15 protein-coding genes are annotated in these 12,467 nt (G+C 60.4%); 13 read left to right on the forward strand and 2 right to left on the reverse strand.

Translation table 11 applies throughout. The features are described 5' to 3' along the window. Positions 1-437, forward strand: a 437-nt coding sequence (locus EOS_RS18660; RefSeq protein ID WP_047848162.1) for a ProQ/FinO family protein, incomplete at its 5' end; no start/stop codon positions are given. 100 nt (positions 438-537) lie between these two features. Here EOS_RS18660 and EOS_RS18665 read toward each other — a convergent pair. Then, the gene (locus EOS_RS18665) at positions 538-1,416 is read right to left on the reverse strand and encodes a MurR/RpiR family transcriptional regulator (RefSeq protein WP_047848163.1); all 879 of its coding nucleotides are present in this window, start codon (positions 1,414-1,416) and stop codon (positions 538-540) included. Between the two features lie 298 nt (positions 1,417-1,714). Between EOS_RS18665 and EOS_RS18670 the strand changes: the two genes are divergently transcribed. From EOS_RS18670 to EOS_RS18725, 12 genes are all read left to right on the forward strand, one after another. Then, complete coding sequence (locus EOS_RS18670) at positions 1,715-2,563, forward strand: transporter substrate-binding domain-containing protein (RefSeq protein ID WP_082163419.1); 849 nt, start codon at positions 1,715-1,717, stop codon at positions 2,561-2,563. 1 nt (position 2,564) lies between these two features. Further along, positions 2,565-3,200, forward strand: coding sequence for a DUF1989 domain-containing protein (locus EOS_RS18675; protein ID WP_235442875.1), 636 nt, complete (start codon positions 2,565-2,567; stop codon positions 3,198-3,200). Between the two features lie 12 nt (positions 3,201-3,212). Further along, a complete protein-coding gene (locus EOS_RS18680) occupies positions 3,213-3,848 on the forward strand; it encodes an urea carboxylase-associated family protein (RefSeq protein WP_047848164.1) in 636 nt (211 codons plus the stop codon). Positions 3,849-3,866: 18 nt separating this feature from the next. Continuing rightward, on the forward strand, positions 3,867-4,541 hold the full coding sequence (locus EOS_RS18685; RefSeq protein WP_047848165.1) for an amino acid ABC transporter permease: 675 nt from the start codon (positions 3,867-3,869) through the stop codon (positions 4,539-4,541). After that, complete coding sequence (locus tag EOS_RS18690; RefSeq protein ID WP_047848166.1) at positions 4,538-5,212, forward strand: amino acid ABC transporter permease; 675 nt, start codon at positions 4,538-4,540, stop codon at positions 5,210-5,212. Before EOS_RS18685 ends, EOS_RS18690 begins: the two co-directional genes overlap by 4 nt. A 10-nt stretch (positions 5,213-5,222) precedes the next feature. Next, positions 5,223-6,014 carry an amino acid ABC transporter ATP-binding protein gene (locus tag EOS_RS18695; protein WP_047848167.1) on the forward strand — a complete coding sequence of 264 codons (792 nt, stop codon included), beginning with the start codon at positions 5,223-5,225 and terminating at the stop codon, positions 6,012-6,014. After that, positions 6,011-6,682, forward strand: coding sequence for a DUF1989 domain-containing protein (locus EOS_RS18700; protein WP_047848168.1), 672 nt, complete (start codon positions 6,011-6,013; stop codon positions 6,680-6,682). The genes EOS_RS18695 and EOS_RS18700 overlap by 4 nt, the downstream gene beginning before the upstream one ends. A 423-nt stretch (positions 6,683-7,105) precedes the next feature. After that, positions 7,106-7,906 carry an ABC transporter substrate-binding protein gene (locus tag EOS_RS18705; RefSeq protein WP_047848176.1) on the forward strand — a complete coding sequence of 267 codons (801 nt, stop codon included), beginning with the start codon at positions 7,106-7,108 and terminating at the stop codon, positions 7,904-7,906. A gap of 68 nt (positions 7,907-7,974) precedes the next feature. Further along, positions 7,975-9,486, forward strand: a complete 1,512-nt coding sequence (locus EOS_RS18710) for an amino acid ABC transporter permease/ATP-binding protein (RefSeq protein WP_047848169.1) — start codon at positions 7,975-7,977, stop codon at positions 9,484-9,486. Positions 9,487-9,509: 23 nt separating this feature from the next. After that, positions 9,510-10,172: a GntR family transcriptional regulator gene (locus tag EOS_RS18715; protein WP_235442876.1), complete on the forward strand. Its 663-nt coding sequence runs from the start codon at positions 9,510-9,512 to the stop codon at positions 10,170-10,172. Between the two features lie 84 nt (positions 10,173-10,256). Beyond that, a complete protein-coding gene (locus EOS_RS18720; protein ID WP_047848171.1) occupies positions 10,257-11,111 on the forward strand; it encodes an urea carboxylase-associated family protein in 855 nt (284 codons plus the stop codon). Between the two features lie 487 nt (positions 11,112-11,598). Further along, positions 11,599-11,904, forward strand: a complete 306-nt coding sequence (locus tag EOS_RS18725) for a DUF4148 domain-containing protein (protein ID WP_047848172.1) — start codon at positions 11,599-11,601, stop codon at positions 11,902-11,904. A 121-nt stretch (positions 11,905-12,025) separates the two neighbouring features. Here EOS_RS18725 and EOS_RS18730 read toward each other — a convergent pair. Further along, positions 12,026-12,467 (reverse strand): porin (locus EOS_RS18730; protein ID WP_047848173.1); only part of this gene is annotated, 442 nt, incomplete at its 5' end.

Below are 12,467 nucleotides of genomic sequence, written 5' to 3' on the forward strand. Positions count from 1 at the left end.
GTGCCCGGCCCGATGCCCCACGGCACGCTGCTGCCCGGCCCGCTCCTGTCGTGGTCAAGTCGAAACCGGTGGATCCGGTGGTGCTGACCATCGGGAAGCTGCAAAAACGGTTTCCTAAAGCGTTCCCGAAAAATCCGTCGCCGAAGGTGCCGCTCAAGATCGGCATTTTCGAGGATCTTCTCGCCCAGGCTACGGAGTTGGCGCTGAGCGAGACAGAGTTGCGCGCGGCGATCAAGATCTGGTGCCGCGGCAGCCGTTACTGGACGTCGATGGTTGCAGGCGCGGTTCGCGTCGATCTTTCAGGCGAGGAAGCCGGCCGGGTGTCGCCGGAAGACGGAGTCCGCGCGCTGAAGCTGGAAGAAGGCCGTCTGGCGAGAGTCGCGTCGAAGGCCGCGGTTCCGGAGAAGCCACCGGTTCCGGAGAAGGTAGGCGAGTGAGATTTGCGAAGTGAGAGGTTTGCGGTCTCGAGTGACGCTGCCTCTCCTTCACGCCATCAGGTGATTAAGCACCCCATCTGACGGCCCCATGCCGTCCGCGTCATTCGAGTTCCCGCAATGCCTGATGAAGTATCTCCACCTTCTGCAGGTGCCTCTCTCCGTTCGCGACCAACCGCTCAGCCACGAGTGAGCAGATCAGGTTAACAAGCCCCGACACGCCAACCACGCTATCGAACAGCATCATGCCGTCCGTATGACAGCGGATGACCCAGTTCGACAGGCGAGCGGGTTTTCCCGCGATGACGTCAGAGAGATAGAGCGTCGGCACCTTCGCGTCGGCGAGCGCTGCGGCCGCCAACGAAACAGCGGGAACCCGGCGCCGGAAACCAATATTGATCGCGACATCGTCAGGCGTCAGATCGCCCAGATATTCCGCCAGCGTGTCGCCGGGCGCGGGCAGCACCACCACATTCGCCCGAACCTGAATGAGTTCGCGGCGAATCATCATCGCGATCGTGTGGCTGTGCCTGTAGCCGAGGATCACCACCTGGCGCGCCTGAGACAGCCTGTCTACGACTTCCGCGAGTACCGTCGTGTCGAGCGAACGATAAGTGCTGGCGAGATTGCTCATCTCGTGCTCCAGATGAGCCTGGATCACATCATCGAGCTTGCTGCTCTTGCGCTCGCGATGCTGCAGATAGAGCGGCGAGCCGCTTAACTGCGCCGTGCGCGCGATGGCGCGCGCGTCTTCATACGATGCATATCCGAGCTTCTGGAAGAACCGCGTGGCCGTCGCCTTCGAAACCTGCGCGCTCGTCGCCAGTTCGGTTGCCGTCTGCATGGCGAGCTGTCCGGGCGCGCTAAGGATGACATCGGCGAGCCGCTGGTCGATCTCGGAGAGTTCGTCGTAGCACTCGCTAATTCGGCTTTCTATCGACGCCGGCCGGCGTTTTTCCTTTCTGGTCTGGGCTGCTGACATCTGAGAGTGAATAGTGACAGTTGAGGTCCGTGCGAGATGGTGCGGTCTTGGCACCCTTTGAGTGCACTCCCGGTGAATCGCACTCATGCAGTGCGGACCATTCTCGGCAGTCAAGCGCCGATTATAGGCTGGCTGCCGTTACCAAGAAACTTAAATTTCTACTCATATCGTTTAGAAACATACGTTTCACAATAGATCACCCTGAAACAAGAGGATCGTAACGCCGTGCTTGGTATGGATCGTGCAATGACGTGACTACAGCCGCAGTCATGATCAATCATTCACGGAGTCAGGACAGATGTTCAAGCACCGTACCAAACTCGTTGCCCCGCTCTTGCTCGTTGCAGCCGTCACGCTGATGCACGCAATGACGGCCACAGCCGACACACTCGACGACATCAAGAGCCGCGGCAAGATGATCGTCGCGATCGATCCGACATTCGCACCCTACGAATACACGGACGCCAATGACAAGATCGTCGGCTACGATCCCGCGATCATGGCAGCAGTTGCGAAGCATCTCGGTGTGACAATCGAATACCAGCGCATGGCGTTCAGCGGCATCATCCCCGGCCTGCTCGCTCATTCGTTCGACATGGAAGGCTCCGCGCTCAACGTGACCGCCGAGCGCGCCAAGCGTCTCTCCTACACCTCCCCGGTCAGCAAGACCGTGAATGGCGCGCTCGTTCGTTCGGACTTCACGAAGATCCCGCAGAAGGCAACGGTCGAGTCTCTCGCAGGTCTCACGGCGGCCGTCAAGAGCGCAAGCACACCGGAGCAGATACTTAAATCGTTCAACGAAACGCTCACGGCGAAGGGCCTCGCGCCCATCCAGTTGCTGACGGTCGATAGCGTCGATCAAACAGTCGCCGCGCTCATGACGCGACGCGCCGACTTCGTGTTCGACGATCTCACTGTGCTCGCGGGCGTCGTCAAGCAGAATCCCGGCAAGGTCAAACAGACCGGCGAACTCGGACCGTCGCAATGGATCGCATGGGCGACGCGCCCGGACGATACGCGTCTGAACAAGGCCATCAGCGACCAGATCGTTGCGATGAAAAAGTCGGGCGAACTCGCGAAGCTGCAGAAAGCGAATCTCGGCGTGACCTTCGACACGCCGTCGAGCGACTTCATCCCGGCACAGTGACATGAGCGCCATGACAAGCCAGCCCGAAACACTGATTGTGAAAGCAGGACATGGACGCACGTTCGAAGTCAAAGCAGGCCAGCGTCTTTCGATCATCGATGTCGACGGCCAGCAGGCTGCCGATTTCGTCGCGGTAGTCGCGAGCGATCCAGCCGAGAAGCTCTCGCCCACTCACACGCGCAGGCAACTGGGCACGCTTTTCTTCGCGGTGGGCGATGCGCTGTACTCGTCGCTTGGCCGGCCGCTGATTCGCGTGCTGGAAGATACCGTCGGCATTCACGACGCCAACGTACCCGCCTGCGACGACACTCGCTTCACGGTCGACTTCAACGTCGAAGGTCACCGCAACTGCCTCGACAACATGCATGCAGGCCTCTCGCTTTACGGCATCTCGCCTTCCAATGTGCCGGAACCGTTCAACCTGTTTCAGAATGGTCCGGTAACGCCGGACGGTCGCATGAAGGTGACCGACCCGACCAGCAAGCCCGGCGACTTCATCTCGTTCGAGGTGCTCGAGGACCTGATCTGCGCGGTCTCGTCATGCCCGCAGGACATCATCCCGGGGAACGGTCTGAAGGTGACCGACATCCGCATCGACATCCATTCCGCAACGCACGCCGCCGGCTGCGACGCCTGAACGAGCCACGACATGCTGCTATTGAAAGACACGCCAACGCGCGCGCCGCTGGCGCCGGTGAGAGTCGCCGTTCCCGCCGGAGAAAGCCGGGCAATCGACGTAAAGCGAGGACAGATTCTTCGTATTGAAGCGAAAGCGCATGGCGCAGTAGCGTCGATGTTCGGCTTCAGCCGCGACAATCCGGACGTATTCATGTCGGTGCATCACACCCGCGTGTTCAGCAATTCATACGTGCTGCAAGCCGGCATGCGCATTGTCACGAACCGCCGTCGCGCGATGATGGTGCTCGGCAAGGACACGAGCGGCAGGCATGACCTGTTGCTGCCCGCCTCGACCAATGCATTCCTGCGCGAAAAAGCTTATGCGGGGCAGACCGGTTGCGTGGAATCGGTCAGCGCGGTTATCGAGTCGTGCGGACTGACGCCACCCAAGCTGCCGGACCCGATCAATCTTTTCATGAACGTCGCACTGCATCAGGACGGCCGTATCGAACCGCTTCCCAATGTGACGCGCGAAGGCGATTTCATCGCCTGCCGGGTAGTGACGGACACCGTGTTCATCGTCTCGGCCTGCTGCACCGGGATTCCGGGTAACGACGTGCCGGGTGCGCTCGAGCTCTCGGCCGCTGAAGAACTCGACGATCTCTGAGTCCGGGAAAACGCATCCATGGGGTTCGATCCGCAAGTCATCCGCAGCCTGCCATTTTTGATCGACGGCTGGCTGCTGACTTTGGAACTGACGCTGCTCGGCGCGGCGGGAAGTCTCGTCTTCGGGCACCTGGCGCTCGCGCTGCAACTCGGTGGGCACGCGCCGCTGCGCTGGGGTGCACGGCTTTATATCAGCTTCATGCGCGGCACGCCGTCGCTCGTGCAGTTGTTCGTGCTGTTCTTTGCGTTGCCACTGGTAGGACTCGGCGGCAAGCCGATGCTAGCTGCCGCGCTCGCGCTCGGCTTGAACAGCGGCGCGTACACCGCGGAGATTTTGCGCGGCAATCTGCGTGTGGTGACGGCGGGACAAATCGAAGCCGCAGTCGCGCTCGGCATGCCGCGATGGCGTATCTGGAGTCGCATCGCCCTGCCGCAAGTGCTGAGCGCGAGTCTTCCCGCGCTGATCAACGAATTCACCATGCTGCTGAAGACCACGCCGCTTGCATCGGTCGTCGCCGTGACGGAACTCACCTATGCGGGGCAGATGGTGATCGCGCGGACCTATACGTCCACGCAGGTGATGCTGCTCGTCAGCATCGGTTATCTCGCGGTGGCCTTGCCAGTGATTCATCTGGCACGCCGCACTGGCCGCTCCATCGCGACGCGGCGGCTCAGCGCGGGAGTCGCGTCGTGAAGTTCGACCTGAGCGTTCTGACCGGTTACTGGACGAGCCTTGCGAGTGGATTCGGCAGCACCGTGTGGCTTTGCATCGCGAGCGGCACGACTGCGATTGTGCTCGGCATCGCGCTCGCGATAGGCCAGCGACGCGGCGGTCGTCTGCTCGTCTCGTTCATCAAGGCCTATACCGCTGTGACCCTCGGATTGCCGCTACTGGTGCTGCTCTATGTCATGTTCTTCGTATTGCCCGACTTCGGCGTGCTGCTTCCCGCGCGATTCGTCGGTGTCGCGACGCTCGCGATCTACTACGCGCCTTATGTCGCCGAGGCGATCAACGCGGCCGTGACAGCAGTGCCCGCGGGAACCATAGAGGCCGGTATCGCGATCGGCATGTCGCCGCTTGTCATTACTCGCAAGATCGTGGTGCCACAGGCGCTGCCGCTTCTGTTGCCGACCATGACGGGCTTGCTCATCGGCCTGATCAAGGACTCGGCGTTGCTCTCGGTGATCTCGGTGCACGAGTTCATGTTCGCCGCGAAGGAAGTGGTCTCCACTACCTATGCGCCGCTCGAAGTCTATTTCGTCGTGGCGCTCGTGTACTGGGCGGTGACTTCGCTTGTCGCTTTCTCGACCCGCTTGTGGGAGCAACGTCTCGGGCGCGCTCACCTGAGCGCCCTTCCACGATGAAAACGAACCGATGATCGAAACCCCGAAACCCATTGCGATGAAAGCCGAGAACATCGTCAAGTCGTTTGGTTCGAATCGCATACTCGATGGCGTCAGCCTGACCGTCATGCGGGGAGAAGTAGTCTGCGTGCTCGGTCCCTCGGGGTCGGGCAAGTCGACGCTGCTGCGATGCCTGAACTGGCTCTCGCCGCCCGATGCGGGATCGGTATGGATAGGCGGCGAGAGGATCGGCATGCGCGGCGGTGGACGGCAGGGCCCGCTTCCCGAAAGCGAAATCCGCCGCCAGCGCAGCCGCATCGGCATGGTGTTTCAGAGCTTCAACTTATGGCCGCACATGACGGTGCTCGAGAATGTCATGGAAGGGTTGATGTCGGTGAAGCGCATGCCGCGCCTCGCCGCCAGCGACGCCGCCTTCGAAGCCTTGCGGCAGGTCGGGCTCGAAGCCAAGCGCGGCGCTTATCCCGCCAGTCTGTCAGGCGGCCAGCAGCAGCGGGTGGGCATTGCCCGCACGCTCGCCATGGACCCCGAGGTGATCCTCTTCGACGAACCTACCAGCGCGCTCGATCCCGAACTCGTGGGCGAAGTGCTGGCCGTGATGCGCGGACTTGCCGCAAGGTCCACGACGATGATCGTGGTCACCCACGAAATAGGTTTCGCACGCGAGGTGTCCGACCGCGCCGTCTTCATGGACGGCGGCCGGATTGTCGAAGAAGGGCCGCCCACGCAACTATTCGACAACCCTTCTTCGGACCGGTTACGCCAATTCCTTTTCCGCTTCAACCCCACACCCTCACGCTCATGACAACGTCACCTCATCGCAGTATCGAAGTGCCTGCCGGTCACGGCAAGGCGGTCCGCCTCAGCGCCGGACAAGCAGTCCGTGTCGTCAATACACATGGAACGCAGGTCGTCGACTGCTGGGCATGGAATGCCTACAACCTGAACGAATACATGTGCATGGAAACCACGCGGGTCTGGAACCAGCGTCTCAATCCCGTAATGGGCGACACGTTCGTGACCAACGAACGTCATCCCGTCCTGACGGTGGTCGAGGACACCACGCCCGGTGTGCACGATACCTTCATGGCCGCATGCGACCGCAAGCGTTACCAACTACTGGGCGTGCGCGGCTACCATCGCAATTGCTGCGACAACATGTTCGAAGGCATGTTCGAACTGGGCGTCACGCCGCCGCGTCCCAACCTCGCATCGTTCAATATCTTCATGAACATACGCGTTCAACCCGACGGCATCACGCTTCACACGCTGCCCACGGTGACGCAGCCCGGCGACTACATCACTCTGCGAGCCGAGATGGACTGCTTTGTCGCGTTCTCCGCCTGCCCTCAGGACATCGTGAAGATCCAGGGCCAGGGCGACAACACGCCCAAGCCGGTCGACATCGTCGTGCTGTCCGATGAGATTTGGCCGATTGAAGGGACCCGTACATGGGTGCCGGACGCCGGGTAGACGATTTGCACGGCGGCATTTCAAAGCAAGGCAAGAACGGCCGGTAATTCAAGCGCGCCGGCCGCGCGCCAGACTCTCAGTCACCTTTCCCATCGCTCCCCGCCCGTCTTCATGTTCTGGCGTTTCGCGTTGATCTCATCGACGGAACGCTCAATCGTCTCGCCCGCGTGTGGCACGACGAGCCTCTTGTCCGCCCAATCCATCGCCGAACTTGAAAACACGGGTAATGGCGTGTTGTCGACGGCCTGTCGCCGCGTCTTTATAAAATCTTGACATCCTTATTTTGTTGAACAACAGTTCATATATTGTTCAACAATATAAACCGCTAAGAGCGGTTCTTTCCACAGAAAGGGAACGTCAATGCAACCGTATCGTCCGTCTTTCTCGCCCCGTCGCGCCCTGATTGCCGGGGTCACCGGTTTGATGCTGCTGGTCCTGCAGACCGCGACTAACGCCGCCACGCAGGCGCCGCCCACCATTGCCGCCGGCACGCTCACCATCGGCTCCGACCTGACCTATCCCCCGTACGCGTTCATGGATGGCGAAACGCCCGCCGGACTCGATCCCGATTTCATGAAGACCCTCGCGTCGCACTTGCAACTCAAGCCGCTTTTCGTCGACACCCGTTTCGCGAACCTGATCCTCGGAGTCAACGCGAAGCGTATCGACGTCATCGCGTCCGCGTTATACGTCACGCCCGAGCGCGCAAAACAGATCGATTTCGTGCCCTACTTCAAGACCGGCGGCTCGCTCCTCGCGCTGACCGGCAGCGGCTTCAAGCCCGCCACACCCGAGGCGCTGTGCGGCAAACGCGTGAGTTCGATTAAGGGCGCCTCGTGGATCCCGAAACTGGCGAAGATTAGTCAGGATACCTGTGTACCGAAGGGCTTGGCTCCCATCGATGTACGCGAGTTCGAGACCTCGCCACAGGCCTCCCAAGCGCTGCTGGCACACGCCGTCGATGCGCAGTTCGAGGACTCGGCCGTTGCGAAAATGACCGTCGACAAGATGGGCGGGCGTCTCGCGATCACGTCAACAACGCCACTCTTCCCGGTGGTTGTGGGCCTGGGGGTAGCCAAGAGCGATCCGGCGCTGCTCGCGGCGGTAAAAGGCGCGCTCGACACGATGAAGCATGACGGCGAGTACGCAACGCTGCTCAAGCGCTACAACGTCGCCGAACCGACCAGCGCGGAGATCGCACAAGCGCTTGGCGCGGCTAACTAAGAATCACGACCCAGTCACGGGCCTCGCAGTGCGCTTGAACGGCTGCGTCGCCCTGAGGAGAGAGTTTAATGATTTTCGACTGGCACTACGCCCTGTCACTACTCGCCGACAAGGCGTTCTGGAGCGCATCCTGGCACGTAGTCGAGCTGAGCATCGCTACATGGATCATCGGGATCGTGGCTGGGTTCCTGCTGGCGCTCGGCAAGCAATCGCGTGTCGCACCATTGCGCATGGCGTGTTCCACGTACATCTGGTTGTTTCGCAGCCTGCCGCTGTTGGTACTGCTAATCTTTGTGTACAACCTGCCGCAAGTATTCCCGGCATCGAGCGTGGTGCTCGCCGATCCCTTCTGGGCAGGCTTGATTGCGCTATCGATCAGCGAAGCCGCCTATATAGCCGAGATTCACCGGGGTGGCCTGCTCTCCATCGGCCGGGGCCAGTTCGAAGCGGGCCGCGCGCTCGGGCTTAGATACCTCGGCCTGCAACGGCTGGTTGTAGTGCCGCAGGCGTTTCGCGTGGCCTTGCCGTCGCTCGTCAACGAATACATCACCATCGTCAAGCTCACGTCGCTCGTGTCCGTGATCTCGCTCGCCGAGATACTGCTCGTGGGCGAGCGCCTCTACACGCAGAACTTCAAGGTCCTCGAGACGATGCTCGCCGTATCGTTTTACTACGTGCTGATCGTGACGGTGGTCGGGTACGCGCTGAAGATGCTGGAGCAGCGGCTGGACGTTGCGCGCAGGGAGCCCGTGGCGTTTAGTCAGGTGGAACCGGCCGCGCTCGCTACCGCACCGGCGGCGCAAGTTGGAAAGACCGGCCGCGTCGCGCTTGAAGCGGTCGGCTTGCGCAAGACCTATGGCGTGCATGAAGTGCTGAAGGGCGTCGACCTCAAGGTGCAGGCAGGTGAAGTGATATCTGTAATCGGGCCGTCGGGTTCGGGCAAGACCTCGCTGATCCGCACGCTCAACGGTCTGGAACCACTCGACGACGGCGAGATCGTGCTGCACGGCAAGCTGTTCCAATGGGGTGCAAGCAAGGCGCGGCGGGCCGTATCGCATCGCGAGCATATGCGCGGCATTGTCGATATCGGCATGGTGTTCCAGAGCTTCAACCTGTTCCCGCATCGTAGCGTGCTCGACAATGTGACGCTCGCGCCACGCTATCACGAACGTGGCTCCAGGGCCGCATTGCGCGCGCTGGGCATGGAGATGCTGGCGAAGGTGGGGATGGCCACTCATGCGCATAAATATCCGCACCAGCTCTCCGGCGGCCAGCAGCAGCGGGTGGCGATTGCACGGGCGCTGGCGATGAAACCCTCCATCGTCCTCTTCGACGAACCGACCTCCGCGCTCGATCCCGAACTGGTGGCCGAGGTCCTGAAAGTCATCGAGCAACTTGCGCGCGAAGGCATGACGATGGTGATCGTCACGCACGAAATCAATTTCGCATTCCGCATCTCAGATCGGATAATCTTCCTGGAGAATGGCTCGATCGTGGCGGACGCCGCGCCTCGCGTCATGACGGCGTTCGACAAGGATTCCCGCGTCGCGCACTTTCTTAAAGACCTCCAGCTCGCATGACCAGATCCGTTTCCGACTCCCGCGTGCCCCCAAAAAAGACCGCGACCGAGCACATTGAAGAAGAGTCCGTGACCGAGCGCATCGTCACGCAGATCCGCGACAAGATCATCTGCGGCGACCTGCCTCCGGGCACAGCTCTTACCGAAGCCGAGCTTACAAAGGCTTACGACGTGTCGCGTAATACGCTGCGCGAGGCGCTGCGGCAGATTTGCCGCGAGGGATTGGCGGTGCATTATCGGCATCGCGGAGTGGTGGTGCGCACACTCACCCGCACCGATGTACGCGACATCTTCCGTGTCCGGCGTACACTGGAACTGCAGGCGCTTGCGTTGCCAGGTATGCCCGATCCGGCCGTTCTGCACGCCATGGCAGCGGCTTGCGATGCGGCCACCCAAGCCGCGTCGCAAGAAGACTGGCGAAGCGTAGGCACGCATAGCCTCCGGTTTCATCAGCACATTGTGGAGATGATCGGCAGCGCGCTGCTCGATCAATTCTTCCGCACGATTCTCGCGCAGTTGCGCTTGCTGTTCTCCGCCGCACCCGACGAACGACGCTTCCAGTTGCCATGGATCGAGCGCGATCGCGCACTCTACGATCTGATCGTGGCCGGGGAACACAAGCGTGCAAGCAAGAAACTTTCCGACTACCTGGACCGCTCGGAAGAAGCACTGATCGATCTTCTTTGAAGCGTTTCTTTTTAGTGTCCTTTTTGCGTTCTATTGCGAACGAGGCTACGTGCCTCACGTCAACCCATTCAGGAGATAAAGACCATGTTGAACCATCCTGCCGCTTATCAGGTAACCCAGGGTTCCGCGCTCGAAGTCGATCGCGATTTTTATTCGCGGGTTGCATCAGCACATGACACCCGCACCCTGGTGGATTCGGCCGTGGTGCCAATCCGCTCGGGCTACGCGTGGAAAGTGCCGGCTGGACACGTGTTCCGGATCGTGACCATTGAAGGGCCGCAGGTCGCGGACCTCAACATCTGGAATCTGCAGAATCCGCGCGAACGCTTCTGGGCGTCGCGCACGCGCCAGTTGCAGCAGGCGCATGTCAGCACGTTCGACCGCCTGTGGTCGACCTTGCCCTATCTCCGGCCGCTTGTGACGATCACCGACGATACCCTCGCCGGCTACGGAATCGATGAACATGGCGGACGCGTTCACGACCTGCTGGGTACACGCTGCGATCCGTATGTGAACCGGATGCTGACCGGCGAAGATTTCGATTTCCATTGCCATTCGAACCTGACACGCGCGATCGCACCGCACGGTCTCACCGAATTCGATGTGCACGACGTACTGAATGTGTTCCAGTGCACGGGGCTCAATCTGAACGATCAATATTTCATGAAGGCGTGTCCGGCGAAGAAAGGCGACTACCTGGAGTTCTTCGCGGAGATCGATCTGCTTTGCGCGCTGTCGACCTGTCCTGGCGGAGACCTGTCGTTGCCGATGTGGGGTCCCGACGCGCGAGACCCGCTCGAAGTGTGCCGCCCCTTGGGTGTCGAGGTATATCAGCTCGCGCCCCAGATGCTCGATGGATGGAGTTCGCCTGAGGTGCCGCCTTATCGCGGTCTGCACGGAATGAGGCTCGATACTTCCGGCCGTGGGGGTTGTTGCTGAGCGAGCGGCGTGCGCATCAAGTACACGCGCAGAGTACGTGAGGGCCGCCTCGGCGCTCCTCACTTCGCCCGTTATGGAAGTCCGCTCAAGGCTCCACGCTATTGAACATTCGCGCATGTACACGTTCGATAGCGAAAAATAGTTCATGCCGGATCGCGCCCGCCCTAGGCTTGCGTTTTGAAAGCCTTCTACGTCGCAGCCGCGGGTCTGTTATGAAAACGGCGCATTCCACTGCTGCTTTCTGCCCTATGGTCGAGAAGTTTTACAGCGCGATACCAGACCAGGCGCCCTGCTGCTCAACCGTTTCCCATAACAAAAACGGCGCGCCACAAACTCCGCGAACCCGCCTCCGAAAAATGACAAATTCTTAATGATCTCGCCAGCTTGGCGTTATGAGGATCTCCTTATCCTGTTTTTAACCGCATGCAGACAAGTTTGTGCGAGCGAGCCGGTCGACGTGCGTTAGATATGATCTTAAGGAGGTTTTATGAAAGCGACGCTTAAACTGCTTGTTCTTTCTCCGCTCTTGATTGCAAGCACGGTTTCTTTCGCGGAACCAACGCTTACAGCGCAGCAGTGCAATGACTACCCGTTCACCCACACCCAGGCGCCTGCTACACACAAGCAGGTGATGAACGAACTCTACGAACTCGAAGCCGCGGGTTACGACGCAAGCTCAGCCAACGCTCCTTATCCGGATGATCTGGACCATGCCGAAAGGCGGCTTAGTGCTGAATATAAGCAGGACTGTACGGCACAAAAAGTTGCAACCGCAGCCAGCGCCGAGCAGTAGTAACAAAAGCTTTGGCGCGTTAAAGCGGGAATCGCTAACGAACAAGCGAACAAGCGGATGAATGGTGACCCGGTCGACCCCGGTGTCGGCAAACAGAGCCGACACCGCAGTGACTGGTCGTTTAGAAACGGGTCCGAATGCCCGAGGTCAGCTCGAGCTGGTTAGTCGCGCCAAACGTGCTTCCAACCGTATAACCGCCATGCAGCCTCATGTAGTCGCCAGCCAGATACACTTCGGTGCGCTTGGACAGGTGATAGAAGATCGACCCGTACAACGTCTCCTTGTAGCCGTTGTGGAGGCCCGACGTGGGGTCGAAAGCACCGATGTTCGCATTCGGGATATCGCCATTGGTGTCGTACGCGGCGTTCTTCACGCGCATCTGCTGATAGCCAAGCTCGTAGTCGAACGCGCCCTTCGGCGCCAACTTGAGCGACACCGTCCAGGCGTTGTCCTGACGCTGGCCGAGCGAGCCTTGATTACCCAGGTAACGGAAGTAGCCCGCATTGGCGCGCACAATGCCGAACGTATAGTTACCACCCGCCGACCACGTCTGGTTTGTGATG

The organism is Caballeronia mineralivorans PML1(12), assembly GCF_001028175.1.
Lineage (GTDB): Bacteria > Pseudomonadota > Gammaproteobacteria > Burkholderiales > Burkholderiaceae > Caballeronia > Caballeronia mineralivorans.

Bases quoted from the DNA above. Each gene is read 5' to 3' on its own strand.
- EOS_RS18710 (WP_047848169.1), top strand. From the start codon at position 7,975: ATGATTTTCGACTGGCACTACGCCCTGTCACTACTCGCCGACAAGGCG.
- EOS_RS18700 (WP_047848168.1), top strand. From the start codon at position 6,011: ATGACAACGTCACCTCATCGCAGTATCGAAGTGCCTGCCGGTCACGGC.
- EOS_RS18695 (WP_047848167.1), top strand. From the start codon at position 5,223: ATGATCGAAACCCCGAAACCCATTGCGATGAAAGCCGAGAACATCGTC.
- EOS_RS18680 (WP_047848164.1), top strand. From the start codon at position 3,213: ATGCTGCTATTGAAAGACACGCCAACGCGCGCGCCGCTGGCGCCGGTG.
- EOS_RS18675 (WP_235442875.1), top strand. From the start codon at position 2,565: ATGAGCGCCATGACAAGCCAGCCCGAAACACTGATTGTGAAAGCAGGA.
- EOS_RS18720 (WP_047848171.1), top strand. From the start codon at position 10,257: ATGTTGAACCATCCTGCCGCTTATCAGGTAACCCAGGGTTCCGCGCTC.
- EOS_RS18665 (WP_047848163.1), bottom strand. From the start codon at position 1,416: ATGTCAGCAGCCCAGACCAGAAAGGAAAAACGCCGGCCGGCGTCGATA.
- EOS_RS18685 (WP_047848165.1), top strand. From the start codon at position 3,867: ATGGGGTTCGATCCGCAAGTCATCCGCAGCCTGCCATTTTTGATCGAC.
- EOS_RS18670 (WP_082163419.1), top strand. From the start codon at position 1,715: ATGTTCAAGCACCGTACCAAACTCGTTGCCCCGCTCTTGCTCGTTGCA.
- EOS_RS18725 (WP_047848172.1), top strand. From the start codon at position 11,599: ATGAAAGCGACGCTTAAACTGCTTGTTCTTTCTCCGCTCTTGATTGCA.
- EOS_RS18705 (WP_047848176.1), top strand. From the start codon at position 7,106: ATGCTGCTGGTCCTGCAGACCGCGACTAACGCCGCCACGCAGGCGCCG.